Below are 17,519 nucleotides of genomic sequence, written 5' to 3'. Positions count from 1 at the left end.
GCGCATAAAAAGCGTATTAGCCTGACCTCAGGCCATTCTTTCTTGCCTGGAATTCCGCAATCAGCCCTTCTCGACATGGGACGACGTCTCCATGACCACCATCCTCGAAAAGACCGCCGGCCTTGTCGCCTTCGTGCGCACGGTGGATGCCGGTTCGTTCCAGGCCGCCAGCCGGCTGATCGGCTCCAGCCCGTCGACCGTGTCGAAGAGCGTGGCGAAGCTGGAGCGGAGGCTCGGCGCTAAACTCATCCAGCGCTCGACCCGCCGGCTGGGGCTGACCAGCGAAGGCATCGCCTATTACGAACGGGTGGCGCCGCTGCTGCGGGCGCTCGACGATGCGCAGGACATTGTGCAGAGCACCGGCACGGCGCGCGGCCTGCTGCGCGTCACCGCCCCGGTCGAACTCGGCCGCGGCCTCATCGCTTCATGGGTGCAGCTGTTCCTGGCCGAGCAACCGGAGGTGAAGCTGGAACTCAGCGTCACGGACCGTCACGCCGACCTGATCCGCGAGAACTATGACGTGGCGGTGCGCATGGGCACGCTGGCCGATGCCGGGCTCACGGCGCGGCGCATCGCCAGCCTGCCGATCGTGCTCGTGGCCGCCCCCGCCTATCTCCAGCGCCGAGGCTTTCCAGCCTCGATCGAAGCTCTGCGACGCCACGATTTCGTCCGTTATGTCTCGGCAGGTCGCCCGCGGGCCATCACTTTTGCCGACGGCACCGAAATCGTGCCCGACGGCCGCTTCGACACCGACGACGGCGGCGCCATCCGCAACGCCGCCCTATCCGGCGCCGGCATCGCTCACCTCCTGCAAGTCGCCGTGCAAGACGACATCGACACCGCCCGACTCATGCGCGTCCTGCCAGATGTGCCGATGCCAACCATGCCGGTCCACATCGTACATGCCTTCGGCCGGCAACTGCCGGTGCGGGCAAGGCTGTTCGTGGAGTTTTTGGCAAAGCAAATGGGGAGGTTGGGAAGGTGAGATGTCTGCCGGGCACGGCCCCCGGCGTCCGCATTGCTCATCACATCTTTAAGAATCTGTGGAACGGGGCCGCGCCTCGGGGGTTATATTAGACTAACCTCTAAAAGGAGGTAGCCATGAAGAAGCTCCTGCTTGTTTCGGTTATCGCCATTGCTTCGGCGGCGGCGATGATCGCTCCCGCGGATGCCGGTAGTCGCATCACGATCGGCATCGGCGGCTATGCCGACGACTATTACGGCGGCGGCTATTACAATGGTTACGGTGACTACGGCGATCGCTACGCCTATCGCCCCTATTACCGGTACGATGCCTACGACAACGGCTACAGGCCACGTTATTACCACCGGTACCACCGTTGCCACATCGAACTGGTCAAGCACTGGCGCCATCACCACAGGATCATCGAGGAAATCCGCGTCTGCGGATGACCTGATCCGGGAAGATTGATCCGGCCGGCATTGCCAGTCGGATCTCCTGTCACCCGACCCTTCTCCCCACCATCATCCCATAGTGCACCGCCAGCAGGTCCAGTCCGACCTTCAAGAGCTTCGTCACCACATCCCTGCCCTCGCCGGTCTGCTCGGCCAGGCCCTTGATCGAGCCGCCGGCGCAGCAGACTTTCTGCACCACGGCGACCACCTCCCAATGGCATAGCGCCCTGCTCGCGGCGGCGTGGGCGCGGCCAGCGTCGAGCACGCTGTCGGCGATGCCGCCGCCGTGCCGACCGCCGTCGACCCGCTCGCTCCAGCGCATCGGTTTCACGCTCGCCTGCTGGCTGCAGCGGAAATCCTCGCGGTAGCGCAAGCCGGCCTCGCGCTGCTGACGCGACAGCGAGGTGATGCCCAGCAGCGGATCCACATTGCGCACCCGCACGATGCCGCCGGTGGAGGTGAAGCCGTCATTCGACACCTCGTAGACGCGACCCGCCTCCAGCGTGCCCGCAGCCAGCCGCGTGCGGCCGAAGTCATCGTCCTTCAGCGCGAAATCATGGCCGATCTCGCGGCGGATGCGCACCTGCTCGGCCTCGCCCTTCGGCAGTTTTGGTGCCTGCGGTTTTGCAGCTCTGGTTCTCTTGCTCACGGGAGGCTCCTGGTTGGGGTGTTGGGATTGGGTTGGGCCGTGCGGAACCTGGGTTCTGAAGTGCCGCACTTCTGGCGAGCAGATCGCAGATCGCGCGGCGTTTCGAACAGCTCGACGCAGAGCTGCGTTGAGGGGCAAAACCACGCCTTGCCGAGACGACGGCCATATCCGCGTCCGGACTAATGGAACCAGCGCGAACTTTCGACGTTATGTCGCGTCCATACCAACGGGAGGTTTGCGTATGACAGCTTTCATGCCGGTTACGCTGCGCTTTTGCGACAGCAGAACCATGTTGGTCGGCTCGGTGGCCGAGGCCGCCGACGCGCTCAGGCAGCAATGGCCAGACAAGACAGCACCTGGCTATGTCGAGGCAGCCAGGCTCGTCGCCTTGGCGGTAGACGGCACTTGCAGCCAGCGCATCGCCTTCGACGCCCTCACCAGGGCGGCTGGCCAACAGAATATATTGGTGGCCAGGCCAAGAAGCCGCGCCCATGCCTGGCTGGACGCCGTGGTCCCGTGAGGGTTGTGAGGTTGGTGGGCCGGGCCGGGCCGAAAATGTGATGCAACCGCCAGCCAGCGTGGCGCGTTGATAAGAGCGGGGTTTCCAGCCCCGCGCAGAGTGAAGGTGAACGCCGTGGGTACGATGAAGACCGGAGTGCCGCTCAAGGTGCGGATCGACGGACAGATCGAAGAGATCGACTGCGTCAACGACGCCGCCGACTTCCTGCAGCGCTGGCCGCTCGAGCGRCGCGGCCATGTCTACCGAAGCGCCCTCAACGCCTGCAGCGCTGCCATCGCAGCGCAGATTTCCGAATCCGACGCCATGAAAGTGTTCACCGGCTTTGCCAGGGTGGCCGACATCCTGGAGGCCGAAGGCGGACCTGCCATGACGCTCGAGACCAGGACCGTGCAAAGCCGCATGCCCAAGCAAGGCCGGCAGATACCGAAATAGGGCGACGAGGTTTCTTTCTCCCCGTTCACGGAGAGAAATGCCCGCCAGGGCAATGAGGGGCGGCGCCAGCTCTTCGGTCGGATGCTTGTAGATCATATCTGTTTTCAATCCCGCCACCTCAGCGCCGCCCCTCATCCGCCTGCCGGCACCTTCTCCCCGTAAACGGGGGGAAGGCATGCTCACCCCGCTTCCGCCTCAAAAACGCGGCGGCGAAAGCGGGCCTGGTGGTAGGGGCAATAGCTTTTCAGCGCCTTGGTGCGCATGCCGCAGCACAGCATGTCGGCGCCAGGCCGGCTGCCCGGCGCATCGTTTTCAGGATCTTCTTCCAGCGTCAGATCCAGCGGCGCGCGGCAGCGGCCGAACAGGCAGTCGATGAAACGCATCGCCACGCCATGCGGCTGGCGGCCGAGGGCTGCACGAGGCGGCACCGGCATCTCCAGGCGATAGGCTTCGCCATCGGCGACCAGCACGCCCACTTCGCGCACCGACAGGGGTGGCGGCAAGCGCTTCGGCCGGACCGGCGTGCCGGCGATGCTGGTGGCAAGCACGACGTCGATCGTGTCGGACACCTTGGCGATGGCCCCGCCCGTTCCGTTCGCCCGCTTGCTCGCCTTGCGTTTGCGGGCCGGCAGCCGCTTGCCATTGGCAAAGCCGATCGCACTCAGCATGGCGTTGCGGTGCACGATGCCGATGATGGCGTTACGCGACACGCGCGCGCCGCGCAGCACAGTGAAAGCCGCCGCGATCTTCGAGGCGGAAAGCCCGTCCTTCAGCCAGCCGGCGATCTCTTGCAATTCGGCGTCGGTATAGCTTGCCATCTCAAGGCTCCATCCAAAGTTCTGCCTTCGGCCGTGCGCCGTCAGGCAAGCATCAGGTCTGGGCCCGGTTGCCTGGGCCGCAGTCAGGGTTGTCTGTTCGGAGGGCCGGCTGGCGCCGGCTTTAGCCTCAGCCGGAGCGGGCTCGCCGCCTGGCCGGTTCAGCGAGGCGCGAAAGCCGCGCCTCGGCCGTTTTTCTGTCGGAGGCGGAAACCGCCCTGCCCGCCAGCGGATCGAACAGGATGACGGTGCCATCCTGCGTGCGGATGCATGACCGGTCAGCTGGACCGGCAGAATCCTGGCCAGCGCCATCTCGGTCGAATTGGGGGCCGGAGCCGCTGGGAGCGGCGGCTCCGGCCGTTCCGGTCGCCGGTGACGGGCGGACCGGATCCGAGGCCGATGCAATCAGGCAAGGCGCCTCGGGCTTCGCTCTGGCCGGGGAGGAGGACGGCCGGGGCGAAAGGGAATGGCTGGCGGTGGTGACCGCCGGGTGCGCCTCATGCGAGGCCGGCGCCACGGCGCCATCGAATCTGGACAGGTTTTGCATGTCCGTATATAAGCATAACTCAAAAATATATGCAAGCCATTCTTTCATAGACGAGAGCCACTTTCATCGTTCACATGCGCGCCATGGCAAAAACGCAACTGTCGATCAAGGTCGGGGCGGCGATCCGCCAGGCGCGCAAGCAGCGCGGCCTGGTCATGCGCCACATTGCCGAGCACAACGACACCGATGTCGCGGCCGTCGGCAATTGGGAAACCGGCCGCAACCTGCCCAAGACCGAGAACCTGTTGAAGACCGCCGCCTTCCTGCGCGTCGACCCGGTGGCGTTGGGCAAGGGCGAGGTCGTCTTCCTCGACGATGCCGGCCCGGTCGCCGACGTGGAGATCGTCACCGATGCTGGCGCACCGCCCGCCGGACCGATGGATATCCCGGTGTTGGGCGCCGCCGTCGGCGGCGATGACGGCGACTTCACCTTGAACGGCGAGCCGGCCGGCTATGTCCAGCGTCCGCCCGGCATCCGCAACCTCCCCAAGGTGTTCGCGCTGCACGTGCTTTCCGATTCCATGGTGCCGCGCTACGAACCCGGCGACATGATCTACTGCGGCGGCCGTGAGGCGGTGCCCGGCGACCATGTCGTGATCGAGACCTTTCCCGAAGAGAACGAGCGCAACGGCAAGGCCTTCATCAAGAAGCTGGTCAAGCGCACCACCGCCGAGCTGGTGGTCGAGCAGTACAATCCGCCGAAGACCCTGACCTTCAACCGCTACGCCATAAAACAGGTCTGGCGAGTCATCCCGCTCAAGGAACTGCTGGGGTATTAGGGTGGCGGCTCCCGCAGCGCCCCTCTCCTCAAGCTCGCGTCGCTCCCTCCAGCGGCGCCTCGCGGTCGTTCAGCATCCGGGCTTCGCTGCGCACGCGCTGGCGCTCGTCGATGAACGCCGCCTGGATCGAAATGGCCACGCCCGGCAGCCCGTCGGCGCGGCAGGCCGAGCAGACGATGCGGCCTGAAAGGGCGGCCAGCGGCGTATTCTCCGTCACCCCGAACCGCTTCAGCTGATCGGGCCGCCACCATCTGTTGCGGCCGCAATCGGCGCACTCGACCGATATCGAGGCGACATGCGCGATTACTGCTTCCTTGCCTGGCAATGCCATCGCCCCTGCCTCGTCTTTTGTTCCTGATTTGTTCGCATAATCCTGTGTTTTGGGCCGCGAGTCGAGTCGACCATCTCAAAGATTCCCAAAAGTTTTTCTTCTGCATTTATTTGAGTTATGCTTATATCAACTCATAAATGTGAGTCGGGGCGCGAACCGCCCGCCGCATCATATCCGGGAGTGATGATGGACGCCCTTGCCGCCGATTTCGCCCGCGCCTGCGGTTACACCGGCGACAGCCCTGCTCTTCTCGAAGCTTTCGACGCGATCCGCCGCAACGGCATCGAACGCGCCCGCCAGGATCATGTCACGCGCAAGGCAGTCATAGACGCGCTGAAACATTCGCAGGCGCTGTTCCTGGCGGCGATCGGCCCGGCGCTTTCAGCGCAAGAAGCCATCGAGGACGCCACCCGCTTCATCGCCTACTGGCGCAACATGCCGCGCTGGCGCCAGGAGCGGCGCCTACCCGACCTCATCAGGGCCAGACAGCAGCGCCTGGTGGCACGCTACTTCCGCCGTTACGGTCACTGGCTCTGGGCGCTGGAGGCGGCGTGACGAGCAGGCATCCAATAGCTTGCCTCCCTATCCGTCCAGCACCCCTCATCCGTCTCGGCGCTGTGCGCCGACCCAACCTTCTCCCCGAGAGGGGAAGCGACTATCTTCTCACACGCGACTTCAGCCAGCGGTCGAACGCCACCGCCAGAATCAGGATCAGGCCGATGACGATGCTTTGCGTGTAGGACGAGACGTTGTTGAACTGCAGCCCGTTCTGCAGCACGCCGATCAGGGCGGCACCCACCACCGTGCCGCCGACCGAGCCGATGCCGCCGAACAGCGAGGTGCCGCCGATGACCACGGCCGAGATCACCGTCAGCTCGTAGCCGATGCCGGCAACCGCTTCCGAGGAGTTGAGCCGCGCCGACAGCACGAAGGCGGCCAGACCGGCGAAGAAGCCGACGATGACATAGACCGAGACCAGGATGCGGTCGACGCGCAGGCCCGACAACCGTGCCGCCTCGGCATTGCCGCCGACGGCATAGACGGCGCGGCCGTAGCGCGTGTAGCGCAGCACGATGTGGCACAGGATCGCGGCCGCCGCGAAGATCAGCGCCGGCACCGGCACCGGGCCAATCAGGCCGGTGCCGAACCAGCGCATCGAAGCGTCGAAGCCCGAGATCGGGCCGCCATTGGAAATGGTCAGCGTCAGCCCGCGAAACACCGTCAGCCCGCCCAGCGTGACGACGAAGGGCGGCACTTTCAGCCTGGTGATGGCAAGGCCTTGCACGCCGCCTGCTGCAGCGCCAACCACGACGGCGGCCAGCAATGCGGCGAACCAGCCATAGCCCTGCGTGCCTGAGGTCGACAGCGACAGCGTGTTGGCGGTGCCGCCCTTGGCGACCACGGCGGCGACCATGCCGCAGAAGGCAAGCAGCGAGCCGACCGACAGGTCGATGCCAGCGGTGAGGATGACGAAGGTCATGCCGAGCGCGATCAGCCCGGTAATCGAGATCTGCCGCGTGATGTTGAACAGGTTGATCGGGTCGATGAAGCTCGGCTTCAGCACGGTGAAGACGACGACCAGCGCGGCCAGGAACAGCAGCGGCCCAAAGCTCATCAGCAGCCGCGCGATGTTGATGCCGCTACGCTGGTTCTGCTCTCCCGCCATGCTCATCGTGCCTGCCCCGTCGCATCCGGCCCCTTCGTGTCCCGCTTGTCGAGTGCCATCAGTTCCATCAGTTTTTCCTCGCTTGCCTCGATCCCCGGCATCTCGCCGGTGATGCGCCCCCGGCGCATGGTGACGATGCGGTCCGACACCGCCAGCACCTCCGGCAGTTCGGACGAGATCATCATCACCGCGATGCCGCGCGCCGCAAGCTGCACCAGGATTTGGTGCACCTCGGTCTTGGCGCCGACATCGACGCCGCGCGTCGGCTCGTCGACGATCAGCACTTTCGGATCGCGCGCCAGCCAGCGCGCCAGGATCACCTTTTGCTGGTTGCCGCCAGACAGGCCCTCGATCGCCTGTTCGACCGAGGCCATGCGGATCGACAGCATCTTGCGAAAACCGGCAAGCGCGTCGCGTTCGCGCCGCTCGGCCATGAAGCCGAAGCCGTTGCTGAACGTGCCGAGCGAAGCGACGGAGAAATTCGGCAGGATACCGAGTGCGGCAAAGATCGCCTGGTGCTTGCGGTCCTCCGGCACCAGGCCGATGCCGAGTGCTATGGCATCCGCCGGTGACGCGGGAGCGATTGGCTTGCCGTCGAGCGTGATGGTTCCCGTCGCGATGCGGTCGGCGCCGAAAATGGCGCGCGCCAGCTCCGTGCGGCCGGAGCCGACGAGGCCGGCAACGCCGAGGATCTCGCCAGCCTTGAGATCGATGTCGACGCCGTCGAGCACGATGGCATGCGGCGCCTCGGGGTCGCGCACGGTGCGCAACCCGCGCACCGATAGCACGACATCGCCGGCGACCGCGCGCTGCGCCGGTCGTGCATAGAGTTCGGACGCCGCGCGGCCAACCATCTTCTCGATGATCTTCGGCAACGCGATCGGCCCGCCCTGGCGATCGAGGTGCCCGGCCAGCCTGCCATCGCGCAGCACCGTCATGCGGTCGCAGATGGCGGAGGCCTCTTCCAGCCGGTGGGTGACGAACATGATGGCGACCTTGTCCCTGCGCAGCCGGTCCATGATCGACAGCAGCCGCTGCACCTCGGTCTCGGTCAGCGCCGAGGTCGGCTCGTCCATGATGATCAGCCGACTTTCCAGCGACAGCGCACGGGCAATCTCGACCAGCTGCTGTTCGGCCACCGACAGCGCCGACACCAGCGTCATCGGATCGATGGAGAGACCGACGCGGGCGATGATCGCCCGGGAATCTTCCTCCATCTTGCGCCAGCTGACCAGCCCGAGCGGACCGATCGGTGCGCGGCCGATAAAGATGTTCTCCGCCACCGTCAGAGTCGGGATCAGGCTCAGCTCCTGGTAGATGGTGACGATGCCGAGCCGCTTGGCATCCTGGGGACTGGACGGATGATAGTCGGCGCCGTCGAAAATGATGTGCCCGCTCGACGGCGGCATGACGCCCGACAGGATCTTGAGCAGCGTCGACTTGCCGGCGCCGTTTTCCCCAAGCAGGCCGAGGATTTCGCCCGGCCGGATGTCGAGCGAGACGTCGCTCAGCGCGGTGACGCCGGAGAAATGCTTGGTGACGCCCTCGACGGCAAGCAGGATGGGCGGTGACGATACGGCTTCAGCTAACGGCAATGGTTGCTCCCTGAGTCATCGAACGTCAGCGCTGCCTCTCACCTTACCCTCTCCCCGGAGACGGGGAGAGGGGGTCGCCAGCGTCAGAGCGATTGCCTTCTCCCCGTCGCTACACGGGGAGAAGGTGCCGGCAGGCGGATGAGGGGCGGCGCCAGCTTCAGCGATCTGTGCGCAACCTACTCAACTACTTGGTCTCGCCAATCCGCTCGGCCTTGTCGAGATTGTCCTTGCCGATGACGATTGGCGTCAACAGCACCAGCTTCTCCTTCGGCTCGGTCTTGTCCTTGGCGTAAGCCACCGCAATGCGTACCGCCGTGCGCGACTGTTCGCCGGGGAACTGCTCGACGGTGCCGGCGAGCTTGCCGTCACGTACAGCGACCAGAGCTTCCGGCAGCGCGTCGAAGCCGTAGATTTTCACGTCGGTGAAGTTGCGCGCCGCACACGCCTCCATGGCGCCGAGCGCCATGTCGTCATTGGCGCAGACGATGGCATCCGGCTTGCCGTTGGCGGCAAGGCCGGCTTCGGTCACCGACAGAGCCTCGGCGCGGGCGAAGTTGGCGGTCTGCTCGAATACGATCTGGTACTTGTCCTTCAGCGGGTCGAGCACATTGTGGACACCCTTGTTGCGATCGATCGCCGGGCCGGCGCCGGGCTGGCCCTGCAGATGGAAGATCTTGGCGCCATTGGGGAACGCCGCCACCATGGCGTTGGCCTCCGCCTCGCCGCCCTTGACGTTGTCGGCGCCGACATGGGCCAAAATGCCTTCGACGCCGTCGACACGGCGGTCGATCGTCACCACGGGAACACCGGCCTTGACCGCTTCCTCGATTGCCGGCGCCAGCGCGTTGACGTCGAGCGGCGAGATGACGATGGCGTTGACCTTCTGCACCAGCGCCGCCTCGATGTCGGCGGTCTGCTTGGTGGCGGAGTTCTGGCCGTCGCTCTCGGTCAGGTTGACGCCTTGCGCGGCGGCCTCGGCCTTGATCTCGTTCAGCATGTGCACGAAGAACGGAAAGCCGAGATTGGGCACCGAGCCGAGGATGGTGAGCTTGTCCTCGGCAAACACCGAGGGCGCGGCAAGCATCATGGCGCCAAAGGCCGCGGTCGACAGCAGGAATTCACGTCTGTTCATAGGGTTCCTCCTCCACAGGGACGCATCATCCCCAAGGCCGTGATTGGTCTTGGGAAGGGATCATGCGCCGGTTCAAAGTGTTGGAGCATCCTCCGTGCGCCCGAAAACGCGTGCAGCTCCAGCTGGTCGCCGCTGTTGAAAAGTGCCTCCCATCGACGTCAGCGCGGGGATGCTAACCCAGGGTCATCCGTTTGCGCAATAATCGATAGAACGGAACTGTTGGGCAAATTATCGGAATTGTCGGATTTTTGGATTTCTGGGGCCGGCAACGCCTTGCCCTTCGCGGCCAGCGTCCTGTTTGCGAGCGTTTTTCCGATTGACGCGGCAAGCGGCGTCTTTTATAGAACCATATAGTTCCAGAACTAAATGGTTCCGTAATGGCAACTCAAATCTCCCTCGACGACACATTCGCCGCGCTGGCCGACCCGACGCGCCGCGCCATCCTTGCCCGGTTGCTCGACGGCGAAGCCTCGGTCGCCGAACTGGCGCAACCTTTCGCGCTGACCGTGCGGGCGATCTCCAAGCATGTCGGCGTGCTGGAGCAGGCAGGCCTGGTCACCCGCAGCCGGTCGGCGCAGAAGCATCTGAGCCGCATCGAACTCAGGCCGCTGCGCGACATCGACCGCTGGCTAGACGGCTATCGCAAGCTTTGGGAAGGCCGCTTCGACCGCATGGAGGACTTGTTGCGGCGCGACGCGGACAAACCGGCATGAGCGAGCCCATGGCCTCGACGGCCGACCGCAGCTTTGCCATCGAGCGGACTTTCCACGCGCCGGTCGAGCGTGTCTTCCGGCTGTGGACCGATCCTGCGCTGGTGGCGCAATGGTGGGGCATCAGGGACTGCACCATCCCGCATTGTGTGCTCGACCTACGCGTCGGCGGCCGCTGGCGCATCGACATGCGCACCTCGAGCGGCGCGCTCTACCGCAACCAGGGCAGCTATCTCGAAATCGTGGGGAACAGCCGACTGGTCTATTCCGACGAGCCGGATCCCGAATTGCGCGAATGGGCCGGCAAGCCGCCGGCGCAAAGCCGCCATACGGTGACTTTCACGCCGGATGCGCAGCGAACCCACGTCCATTTCGAGGTGACGCTGGCCAGCGCTGCCGACCGCGAGCGCCTGCTGGCACTCGGCATGCGCGGCGGCTGGACGCAGAGCTTCGACCGGCTCGAGCAGCTGATAGGAGGCAACCATGCTGGCTGAAAACGCCGAGCCGACCACGCAGGCCGTCCTGTCGCGGGATGGAACGCCGATCGCCTGCGAGCGCCGTGGCCAGGGCCATCCGCTCATCCTCGTCGACGGCGCGCTTTGTTCCCGCACCATGGGTCCGAGCCTTCAACTCGCCAGGGCGCTTGAAGGCAGCTTCACCGTGTTCCGCTACGACCGCCGTGGCCGTGGCGACAGCGGCGACACCGCGCCCTACGCGGTCGAGCGCGAGGTCGACGACATCGAGGCCGTGCTCCAGGCGGCCGGCGGCAAGGCCTTCGTTTGGGGCATGTCGTCAGGCGCCATGCTGGCACTGATGGCGGCAAGCCGCCTGCCCGGCATCTGCAAGCTGGCGCTCTACGAAGCGCCGTTGATCGTCGACGGCAGCCGCGAGACCACGCAAGGCGACTGGGCAACGATCCGGGCCGCGATCGCTGAAGACCGGCGCGGCGACGCGGTGACCGCCTTCCTCAGATCGGTCGGCATGCCCGGCCTGCTGATTGTCTTCATGCGGCTGACGCCGATCTGGTCGAAACTCAAGGCGGTGGCGCATACATTGCCCTATGACGGCGCGATCGTCGCCGGCGATCAACGCGGCAGGATGTTAGACCCTGCCCGCTGGGCTTCGGTGCACGTGCCGATCCTGGTGACCGATGGCGGCAAGAGCCCGCTCTGGATGCAGCGTGGCAACAAGGCGCTGACCGAGGCGCTGCCCAATGCCCGCTACCGGGCGCTGGCCGGCCAGAACCACATGCTGAAACCCGCCGCGCATGCGCCCGTGCTGACGGCGTTCTTCAACGGGCGGGAATAGCCTTCCGGTAAGAACAGCTTCGTGGAAAAGAGAGAGGCCGCCATCGCCGCCATGTGAACGAGCCCTCGCCGCATCCGGCTTGCGAAACCGTCGTGGCCCGTGGCATCTGTCTGACACAACGGACCGATCCCCAGCAGCATGGCAGCACGACCACCACCGCCCAACAGCAGGCCACCTGCCCGCAACGCTCGCACTGGCAAGCCGCACACTGGCAAACCGCCTGGCGTCAGCCTCAACCGCGCTTTGTCGAAGCTCGGCCTGTGCTCACGCACGCAGGCCGAGGTGCTGATCGCCGAGGGACGCGTGCGCGTCGGCGGCAAGGTAGTGCGCAATGCGGCCCTTCGTGTCGACCTCAACCGCGACCGCATTGTCGTCGACGACCGGCCCGTGGTTGCCGAGCGCAAGGTCTATCTCATCCTCAACAAGCCGCGCGGTCTGGTCACCACCCGCGACGACCCGCAACAGCGCGACACCGTCTATGCCTGCCTCGACGGGCTCGACCTGCCCTTCGTCTCGCCGGTCGGCCGGCTCGACAAGGCGAGCGAAGGCCTGCTGTTGATGACCAACGACACCCAGTTTGCCAACCGGCTGATGGACCCGGCCTCGCATCTGCCCAAGACCTACCATGTGCAGATCGGCACGGTGCCCGACGCCGCGATGCTGGAAAGATTGCGCGCCGGCGTGACCGTCGACGGCGAGACCCTGACCACGAACGCGATCGAGCTTCTGCGCAGCGGCGGCCGCACCGCCTGGCTGGAGATCGTGCTCGACGAGGGCCGCAACCGGCACATCCGCCGCCTGCTCGCCGCGCATGACATCGAAGTGCTGCGCCTGATCCGCATCGCCATCGGCCGCCTGCAACTCGGCGACCTCGCCAAGGGCACGGCGCGGCACCTGACGCAGGAGGAAATGGCGCTGCTGGCGGGGTGAGTGGTGGGCGCTCGCTTCTTCAACTTCGACACCTCTGAAAAAATCTTAAACCCCGCCGATGATTTCCGCTCACCCGCGCTGTCCTGATCTACAGGCGCTGGAATGGTCCGGCGGCCGGAAGAAACGAGGTGATCCATGGCATCGTTACAAGGTCAGAATGTCGTCGTCGTCGGAGGCAGCCGGGGCGTCGGCCGCGCGATCGTCGAAACCACGCTCAGCGAGGGCGCGACGGTGCTCGCCGTAGCCCGGGGTGCAGCCGATCTGAAGCAGCTGTCCTGGGAGAAACCCAGAGTGAAGACGTTGGTTGTCGACGCCACGCAGGAGACCGCGCCCGATGTGGTGTTCGCCGCGCTGGAGCCGGATGTTCTGGTGATCTGCGCCGGCGCCCTTGCCCCGTCAGCGCCGGTCCAGGACCAAAGTTGGGACGACTTCTCCGCGAACTGGGACATGGACGTCAAGGCATCGTTCCTGTTTTGCAAGGCCGCACTTCAGGGCCGGCTGAAGCCGGGTAGCCGGGTGGTGCTGATCTCCAGTGGCGCGGCGCTCAGCGGCGGCCCACCGAACTCCGGCGGTTATTCCGGCGCCAAGCGCATGCAGATGTTCCTTGCCGCCCATTGCCAGAAGGAAGCCGACCGGCTCGGCCTTGGCCTGCGCTTCATGGCGCTGGTGCCGATGCGGATCATGCCGGACACCGGCGTCGGCCAGCGCGGCATCGACGGCGTCTCGGCCTATCTCGGCATCAGCCCGGCGGATTTCCTCGCCAGCATGACCGACATGCAGACACCGGCCGATGTCGGGCACGCCGTGGTCACGCTCGCCGGTGGCAAGCTGCAAGGCGTCTCCTTCACCGTCAGCGGCAGCGGACTTGCGGCGGCGGCATGAGGCGCGCAGGATGCCAGTCGAATTCAACACAATGGGCTCGACATGACAGACGCTCCTGGCCCGCTTGAGCCAATGGGCGAGCAAGGCCAGCCGATCCTCGACCGGCTGGCCTTCGAACGCCTGACAATGGCCCATCGCCGCGCACTCAAGCTGCATTGCTACCGGATGATGGGCACGCTGCACGAGGCCGACGACCTCGTCCAGGACACGTTCCTGAAAGCCTGGCGCGGCCGGTCGCAATTCGATGGCCGCGGCTCGCTCCGCGGCTGGCTCTACACCATCGCCACCAACAGTTGCCTCAACGCCATCAAGGCGAGGTCATCGGCGCATCGCATTGTCGAGCAGCCCGGACGGCCGCCGTCCGAGGGGCGCGCCGCTGCCGGACCCGCCGACGAACTCGCCTGGCTGGAGCCCTACCCGGACACCGAGCTGCCGGACCTTATCGACGGCGAGCCGGGCCCGGAAGCGCGCTACGAGACCCGCGAAGCGGTGCAGCTCGCCTTCGTCGCCGCGATCCAGTCCTTGCCGCCCAGGCAGCGCGCCGCCCTTTTGCTGTGCGACGTGCTGGGCTGGTCGGCGCTCGAGAGCGCGCAATTGCTGGGCGGCTCCGCCGCTTCGATCAACAGCGCCCTGCAGCGGGCCCGCGCAACGCTTGGGACACGCTATCCGCAGGGGCGTCCGCTGCAGCGGTCGCGGCCCACCGGCGAAGAGGGCCTGCTGCTGGAGCGCTACATGCAGGCCTGGCAGTCCGCCAACCTCGACGGCTTCATCGAGCTGCTGCGCGAGGACGCCACCTATCACATGCCGCCATGGCTGGACTGGTATAAGGGCCGCCAGGCGATCCATGGTTTCTTCAAGACTGTCTGGGGCAATTTCGCCGGCTACCAGCCGGTCGCCACCCGCGCGAACGGCCAGCCCGCGGTCGCGATCTATGCGCGGCGCCATCAGGATTCCGAATGGCGCGCCCAGTCGCTGCATATCATCGAGCCGGCCGACGGCGGGATCGCCTCGCTGACGGTCTATGTCGGCCCGCTCGGCCCCGACCTTTTTGCTCCCTTCGGCCTGCCGCCTGTCTGGCCGGCCTCCTGACGGGAAGCTGTCAGGAGGCCTGGTCTATATCTGCGCACGAGCCCGACCGTGGCTCCAGCAAATCAGGGAGCAAATGCGATGAATTTCGTCTCGGTCCGCATCATAACGTCGGATGTCCAGCGCCTCGTGCGATTCTACGGCGAGATCACCGGCATGCCCGTGACGATCTACACCGAAGACTTCGCCGAACTGGCGACACCGGCCTGCACGCTGGCGATCGGCAGCACGCGTACCTTGCAGCTGTTCGGCGGCGACGTCGCCCGCCCCGCCGACAACCACACCGCCATCATCGAATTCCGCGTCGGCGATGTCGATGCGGAATTCGCCAAGCTGTCCGACACCATCAAGGACGCAGCCGTGCAGAAGCCGACCACCATGCCCTGGGGCAACCGCTCTTTGCTGTTCCGCGACCCGGACGGCAATCTGGTGAACTTCTTCACGCCGGTGACCGCCGAGGCGATCAAGAAGTTCGACAAGCAGGTCGTCGTCTGACCTATTTCTGGTTCCACTTACGAATGACCGGCTCGGTCAGATCGTGCTCGTAGCCGAGCACGCTGATGCTTGCGGTGTCCAGCACGAACAGCGCGCCGCCTTCCGGCGGCAGGCCGATCCAGCGCGCCGCCAACACCCGCAGGAAATGCGCGCTGGAAAACACCAGGATGTCGGCATTGGCCTTGCGCAGCGCGGCGATGATCGTGTCGGCCCGGGCGCCGACATCGGCCGCCGTCTCGCCCTTCGGGCAGCCATCGCGAAACACGTTCCACCCCGGGTGCTCGGCCAGGATCTGTTTTGTCGTCAGCCCTTCATAGGCGCCGTAGTCCCACTCCTGCAGATCGTCTTTCTTGACGCTCTCGGCGCCGAAGCCGGCAAGCACGCTGGTGTTGTAGGCGCGCTGCGACGGGCTCGACCATACGGCCGAAAACGACAGGCCTTTCAACCGCTCGGCGACGCCGCGCGCGGCAGCCTCGCCGGCCGGCGTCAGCGGCATGTCCGTGCGGCCGGTGTGCTGCCCCGAAAGGCTCCACGCCGTCTCGCCATGGCGGACCAGATGGATCTGCGGATATGCGCTGCTCATATGGGTGTCCCTCAAATCGCCGGCACCTTAGAGGAGGACGCGGCAAAGGGGAATCCGGCCAACGCGAAAGTATGCAATCGCCTGGCCTTGATCCGCATCGAGCTGGCCCCTGTGATGAGCCCGGTGGCGCAACTATATCAAGGTCAGCCTCTACAGGCTCTCACCACCACAAGGGCGTGTCGGCCCTGGCACAACAGGTCACATCATCATGTACACACATTTGCTGATCGCCACGGACGGATCGGAACTGGCCGACAAGGGCGTTGTCCACGGCCTGGCGCTGGCCAGCCGCCTCGGCGCCACCGTTACCTTTGTCCACGTCACCGAGCCATTCCCGATCTTCGCCTGGGGCGGCACCATGGCCGGCTATGCCGCCGGCGATGAATTCGTCGCCTATCAGGAAGGCGGTCGCAGATACGCCAAGGACGTGCTCGACAAATGCAAGGCGTCGGCGGAGCTGGCGAATGTGCGCGCCGAGGTGGTGCATATCGAGGACAAGAAGCCCGCCGAGGCGATCCTGGAACTGTCGAAGGCTGAGGGCTGCGATCTGATCGTGATGGCCTCGCACGGCCGCCGGGGACTGGGAAGGCTGCTGTTGGGAAGCCAGACCGCGGAGGTGCTGTCCTTAACCGAAATCCCGGTCCTGGTGGTTCGGTAGGCCTGCGCGGCTAAAACACCACCTCCCCCGCGAGATAGACCCCCAGCGCCAGCAGCCCGACGAAGAACACCGTGCGGAAGGTCTCGACGCTCATCCGCTGGCGCAGCGCCTGGCCGACGACCATGCCGGCCAGCGCCGGCGCAAGGGCTGCGACCGATCCCGCCAGTTGCACCGTCGGTGATGCGAAAGCTCCCGTTCTGAACAGTCCGATGGCCAGCGCTGCCGTCGAGACGGTGAAGGAAAGGCCGAGCGCCTGGATCAGGTCTTCCCTGTCCAGCCGCAGAGATTGCAGATAGGGCACGGCCGGGATGACGAAGACGCCGGTGGCGCCGGTGACCAGCCCGGTCGCCACGCCGACCAGCGGCGACGCCCAAGCCTCGTGGCGGGCCGGCGTGGTGAAGCCGGCCCTGGCGAGGCCGACAAGCGCATAAAGCACCAGCGCCGCGCCCAGCCCCGCCGAGGCAAATCCCGTGTGCGAGCCGGTCAAAAGTCCGGCGCCGGCGACGGTGCCGAGCACGACACCGGCCATCATCGTCCACAGCCGCTTGCACAGGCCGCCGAACGACGGACCCGTCAACAACTGCCAGAGGTTGGTGACCAGCGACGGGATCAGCAGCAAGGCGGCGGCTTGCGCCGGCGGCATCGTCACCGCCAGCAGCCCCATCGCCACCGTCGGCAAGCCCATGCCGACCACGCCCTTGACCACGCCGGCGGCGAGAAACACCGCACCGATCCAGGCGAGGACACCGGCGCTCAGCACGATCGCATCTTCAGGGCAGGATCAGTCATGCAGCAGCATGTCCGTGGCATCGGCCTCAGGGCTGGACTTTGCCGGCGCGGCATCGCGGCTGACGGAGGTCGTCGCGCATCCTCGCAGGCCGGGCTCCACCCGCACCATCGCAAGGCAGGCCACGGCGACGGCCAGCACAATCGCCGTGCTTTCAAGAATGCCGGGACGGCCAGAAGTTCGTTCGCTCATCAGACA

23 protein-coding genes and 1 pseudogene are annotated in these 17,519 nt (G+C 65.8%); 14 read left to right on the top strand and 10 right to left on the bottom strand.

Annotated elements, in window-relative coordinates:
• Nucleotides 1–91 precede the first annotated feature (91 nt).
• Nucleotides 92–985 (top strand): LysR family transcriptional regulator, encoded by an 894-nt coding sequence (locus tag AC1DZP_RS08125; RefSeq protein ID WP_477301445.1) that lies wholly within the window; start codon nt 92–94, stop codon nt 983–985.
• A 116-nt stretch (nt 986–1,101) separates the two neighbouring features.
• On the top strand, nt 1,102–1,413 hold the full coding sequence (locus AC1DZP_RS08120) for a hypothetical protein (RefSeq protein WP_477301443.1): 312 nt from the start codon (nt 1,102–1,104) through the stop codon (nt 1,411–1,413).
• A gap of 49 nt (nt 1,414–1,462) precedes the next feature.
• Here the strand turns inward: AC1DZP_RS08120 and AC1DZP_RS08115 are convergent, their stop codons facing one another.
• Entirely contained in the window at nt 1,463–2,065 is a 603-nt protein-coding gene (locus AC1DZP_RS08115; protein WP_477301441.1) for a DUF6456 domain-containing protein, read from the bottom strand.
• A 241-nt stretch (nt 2,066–2,306) separates the two neighbouring features.
• Here AC1DZP_RS08115 and AC1DZP_RS08110 point away from each other — a divergent pair, with 241 nt between their 5' ends.
• On the top strand, nt 2,307–2,585 hold the full coding sequence (locus AC1DZP_RS08110) for a DUF982 domain-containing protein (RefSeq protein WP_477226707.1): 279 nt from the start codon (nt 2,307–2,309) through the stop codon (nt 2,583–2,585).
• 123 nt (nt 2,586–2,708) lie between these two features.
• Nucleotides 2,709–3,017, top strand: coding sequence for a DUF982 domain-containing protein (locus tag AC1DZP_RS08105; RefSeq protein ID WP_457150586.1), 309 nt, complete (start codon nt 2,709–2,711; stop codon nt 3,015–3,017).
• A 179-nt stretch (nt 3,018–3,196) separates the two neighbouring features.
• Here the strand turns inward: AC1DZP_RS08105 and AC1DZP_RS08100 are convergent, their stop codons facing one another.
• Complete coding sequence (locus AC1DZP_RS08100) at nt 3,197–3,835, bottom strand: GcrA family cell cycle regulator (protein WP_477301439.1); 639 nt, start codon at nt 3,833–3,835, stop codon at nt 3,197–3,199.
• Nucleotides 3,836–4,453: 618 nt separating this feature from the next.
• On the opposite strand from AC1DZP_RS08100, the gene AC1DZP_RS08095 reads away from it, so the two are divergent.
• Nucleotides 4,454–5,158: an XRE family transcriptional regulator gene (locus AC1DZP_RS08095; RefSeq protein WP_095091188.1), complete on the top strand. Its 705-nt coding sequence runs from the start codon at nt 4,454–4,456 to the stop codon at nt 5,156–5,158.
• A 28-nt stretch (nt 5,159–5,186) separates the two neighbouring features.
• Here the strand turns inward: AC1DZP_RS08095 and AC1DZP_RS08090 are convergent, their stop codons facing one another.
• On the bottom strand, nt 5,187–5,489 hold the full coding sequence (locus tag AC1DZP_RS08090) for a hypothetical protein (RefSeq protein WP_477301437.1): 303 nt from the start codon (nt 5,487–5,489) through the stop codon (nt 5,187–5,189).
• Between the two features lie 117 nt (nt 5,490–5,606).
• On the opposite strand from AC1DZP_RS08090, the gene AC1DZP_RS08085 reads away from it, so the two are divergent.
• Nucleotides 5,607–6,044: a hypothetical protein gene (locus AC1DZP_RS08085; protein WP_477301435.1), complete on the top strand. Its 438-nt coding sequence runs from the start codon at nt 5,607–5,609 to the stop codon at nt 6,042–6,044.
• Nucleotides 6,045–6,144: 100 nt separating this feature from the next.
• Here AC1DZP_RS08085 and AC1DZP_RS08080 read toward each other — a convergent pair whose 3' ends face one another.
• From AC1DZP_RS08080 to AC1DZP_RS08065, 4 genes and pseudogenes are all read right to left on the bottom strand, one after another.
• Nucleotides 6,145–7,161 carry an ABC transporter permease gene (locus AC1DZP_RS08080; protein WP_477301433.1) on the bottom strand — a complete coding sequence of 339 codons (1,017 nt, stop codon included), beginning with the start codon at nt 7,159–7,161 and terminating at the stop codon, nt 6,145–6,147.
• Nucleotides 7,158–8,252: a sugar ABC transporter ATP-binding protein gene (locus AC1DZP_RS08075; RefSeq protein WP_477302195.1), complete on the bottom strand. Its 1,095-nt coding sequence runs from the start codon at nt 8,250–8,252 to the stop codon at nt 7,158–7,160. Before AC1DZP_RS08075 ends, AC1DZP_RS08080 begins: the two co-directional genes overlap by 4 nt.
• A pseudogene (locus tag AC1DZP_RS08070) lies at nt 8,226–8,654 on the bottom strand (ATP-binding cassette domain-containing protein); the annotation flags it as partial. The gene AC1DZP_RS08075 and the pseudogene AC1DZP_RS08070, both read right to left, overlap by 27 nt.
• Nucleotides 8,655–8,934: 280 nt before the next feature.
• Nucleotides 8,935–9,882 (bottom strand): substrate-binding domain-containing protein, encoded by a 948-nt coding sequence (locus AC1DZP_RS08065; RefSeq protein WP_477301431.1) that lies wholly within the window; start codon nt 9,880–9,882, stop codon nt 8,935–8,937.
• A gap of 377 nt (nt 9,883–10,259) precedes the next feature.
• Between AC1DZP_RS08065 and AC1DZP_RS08060 the strand changes: the two genes are divergently transcribed.
• The 7 genes from AC1DZP_RS08060 to AC1DZP_RS08030 all read left to right on the top strand — a co-directional run bounded on the left by AC1DZP_RS08060 (nt 10,260) and on the right by AC1DZP_RS08030 (nt 15,293).
• A complete protein-coding gene (locus AC1DZP_RS08060; RefSeq protein WP_477283004.1) occupies nt 10,260–10,595 on the top strand; it encodes an ArsR/SmtB family transcription factor in 336 nt (111 codons plus the stop codon).
• Nucleotides 10,592–11,086, top strand: a complete 495-nt coding sequence (locus tag AC1DZP_RS08055; protein ID WP_477301429.1) for an SRPBCC family protein — start codon at nt 10,592–10,594, stop codon at nt 11,084–11,086. The genes AC1DZP_RS08060 and AC1DZP_RS08055 overlap by 4 nt, the downstream gene beginning before the upstream one ends.
• On the top strand, nt 11,076–11,900 hold the full coding sequence (locus AC1DZP_RS08050) for an alpha/beta fold hydrolase (RefSeq protein ID WP_477301427.1): 825 nt from the start codon (nt 11,076–11,078) through the stop codon (nt 11,898–11,900). Before AC1DZP_RS08055 ends, AC1DZP_RS08050 begins: the two co-directional genes overlap by 11 nt.
• Before the next feature lie 138 nt (nt 11,901–12,038).
• Nucleotides 12,039–12,830: a pseudouridine synthase gene (locus tag AC1DZP_RS08045; RefSeq protein WP_477301425.1), complete on the top strand. Its 792-nt coding sequence runs from the start codon at nt 12,039–12,041 to the stop codon at nt 12,828–12,830.
• A gap of 135 nt (nt 12,831–12,965) precedes the next feature.
• Entirely contained in the window at nt 12,966–13,712 is a 747-nt protein-coding gene (locus AC1DZP_RS08040) for an SDR family NAD(P)-dependent oxidoreductase (protein WP_477301423.1), read from the top strand.
• 42 nt (nt 13,713–13,754) lie between these two features.
• Nucleotides 13,755–14,801 (top strand): RNA polymerase subunit sigma-70, encoded by a 1,047-nt coding sequence (locus AC1DZP_RS08035; RefSeq protein ID WP_477301421.1) that lies wholly within the window; start codon nt 13,755–13,757, stop codon nt 14,799–14,801.
• Nucleotides 14,802–14,879: 78 nt separating this feature from the next.
• Nucleotides 14,880–15,293, top strand: coding sequence for a VOC family protein (locus AC1DZP_RS08030; protein ID WP_477301419.1), 414 nt, complete (start codon nt 14,880–14,882; stop codon nt 15,291–15,293).
• A gap of 1 nt (nt 15,294) precedes the next feature.
• Here AC1DZP_RS08030 and AC1DZP_RS08025 read toward each other — a convergent pair whose 3' ends face one another.
• Entirely contained in the window at nt 15,295–15,876 is a 582-nt protein-coding gene (locus AC1DZP_RS08025) for a histidine phosphatase family protein (protein ID WP_477301417.1), read from the bottom strand.
• A 208-nt stretch (nt 15,877–16,084) separates the two neighbouring features.
• Here AC1DZP_RS08025 and AC1DZP_RS08020 point away from each other — a divergent pair, with 208 nt between their 5' ends.
• Nucleotides 16,085–16,534, top strand: coding sequence for a universal stress protein (locus tag AC1DZP_RS08020; RefSeq protein ID WP_477301415.1), 450 nt, complete (start codon nt 16,085–16,087; stop codon nt 16,532–16,534).
• A 10-nt stretch (nt 16,535–16,544) separates the two neighbouring features.
• On the opposite strand, the gene AC1DZP_RS08015 is transcribed toward AC1DZP_RS08020, so the two are convergent.
• Both AC1DZP_RS08015 and AC1DZP_RS08010 read right to left on the bottom strand, forming a co-directional pair.
• Nucleotides 16,545–17,294: a sulfite exporter TauE/SafE family protein gene (locus AC1DZP_RS08015; RefSeq protein WP_477226695.1), complete on the bottom strand. Its 750-nt coding sequence runs from the start codon at nt 17,292–17,294 to the stop codon at nt 16,545–16,547.
• 21 nt (nt 17,295–17,315) lie between these two features.
• Complete coding sequence (locus tag AC1DZP_RS08010; RefSeq protein ID WP_477301413.1) at nt 17,316–17,513, bottom strand: hypothetical protein; 198 nt, start codon at nt 17,511–17,513, stop codon at nt 17,316–17,318.
• Between the last annotated feature and the right edge of the window lie 6 nt (nt 17,514–17,519).

It is taken from the genome of Mesorhizobium sp. P2_F8 (assembly GCF_056403655.1).
Note: the sequence above shows the minus strand (reverse complement) of the source record. Positions and strands in the feature narration are given on the sequence as shown.

What these genes read in the sequence shown, in the direction of transcription:
- AC1DZP_RS08035 (WP_477301421.1), top strand. Translation starts at nt 13,755, where the DNA reads ATGACAGACGCTCCTGGCCCGCTTGAGCCAATGGGCGAGCAAGGCCAG.
- AC1DZP_RS08095 (WP_095091188.1), top strand. Translation starts at nt 4,454, where the DNA reads ATGCGCGCCATGGCAAAAACGCAACTGTCGATCAAGGTCGGGGCGGCG.
- AC1DZP_RS08125 (WP_477301445.1), top strand. Translation starts at nt 92, where the DNA reads ATGACCACCATCCTCGAAAAGACCGCCGGCCTTGTCGCCTTCGTGCGC.
- AC1DZP_RS08050 (WP_477301427.1), top strand. Translation starts at nt 11,076, where the DNA reads ATGCTGGCTGAAAACGCCGAGCCGACCACGCAGGCCGTCCTGTCGCGG.
- AC1DZP_RS08055 (WP_477301429.1), top strand. Translation starts at nt 10,592, where the DNA reads ATGAGCGAGCCCATGGCCTCGACGGCCGACCGCAGCTTTGCCATCGAG.
- AC1DZP_RS08100 (WP_477301439.1), bottom strand. Translation starts at nt 3,835, where the DNA reads ATGGCAAGCTATACCGACGCCGAATTGCAAGAGATCGCCGGCTGGCTG.
- AC1DZP_RS08080 (WP_477301433.1), bottom strand. Translation starts at nt 7,161, where the DNA reads ATGAGCATGGCGGGAGAGCAGAACCAGCGTAGCGGCATCAACATCGCG.
- AC1DZP_RS08040 (WP_477301423.1), top strand. Translation starts at nt 12,966, where the DNA reads ATGGCATCGTTACAAGGTCAGAATGTCGTCGTCGTCGGAGGCAGCCGG.
- AC1DZP_RS08045 (WP_477301425.1), top strand. Translation starts at nt 12,039, where the DNA reads ATGGCAGCACGACCACCACCGCCCAACAGCAGGCCACCTGCCCGCAAC.
- AC1DZP_RS08120 (WP_477301443.1), top strand. Translation starts at nt 1,102, where the DNA reads ATGAAGAAGCTCCTGCTTGTTTCGGTTATCGCCATTGCTTCGGCGGCG.
- AC1DZP_RS08010 (WP_477301413.1), bottom strand. Translation starts at nt 17,513, where the DNA reads ATGAGCGAACGAACTTCTGGCCGTCCCGGCATTCTTGAAAGCACGGCG.
- AC1DZP_RS08065 (WP_477301431.1), bottom strand. Translation starts at nt 9,882, where the DNA reads ATGAACAGACGTGAATTCCTGCTGTCGACCGCGGCCTTTGGCGCCATG.
- AC1DZP_RS08025 (WP_477301417.1), bottom strand. Translation starts at nt 15,876, where the DNA reads ATGAGCAGCGCATATCCGCAGATCCATCTGGTCCGCCATGGCGAGACG.
- AC1DZP_RS08030 (WP_477301419.1), top strand. Translation starts at nt 14,880, where the DNA reads ATGAATTTCGTCTCGGTCCGCATCATAACGTCGGATGTCCAGCGCCTC.
- AC1DZP_RS08020 (WP_477301415.1), top strand. Translation starts at nt 16,085, where the DNA reads ATGTACACACATTTGCTGATCGCCACGGACGGATCGGAACTGGCCGAC.
- AC1DZP_RS08090 (WP_477301437.1), bottom strand. Translation starts at nt 5,489, where the DNA reads ATGGCATTGCCAGGCAAGGAAGCAGTAATCGCGCATGTCGCCTCGATA.
- AC1DZP_RS08085 (WP_477301435.1), top strand. Translation starts at nt 5,607, where the DNA reads ATGCTTATATCAACTCATAAATGTGAGTCGGGGCGCGAACCGCCCGCC.
- AC1DZP_RS08110 (WP_477226707.1), top strand. Translation starts at nt 2,307, where the DNA reads ATGACAGCTTTCATGCCGGTTACGCTGCGCTTTTGCGACAGCAGAACC.
- AC1DZP_RS08060 (WP_477283004.1), top strand. Translation starts at nt 10,260, where the DNA reads ATGGCAACTCAAATCTCCCTCGACGACACATTCGCCGCGCTGGCCGAC.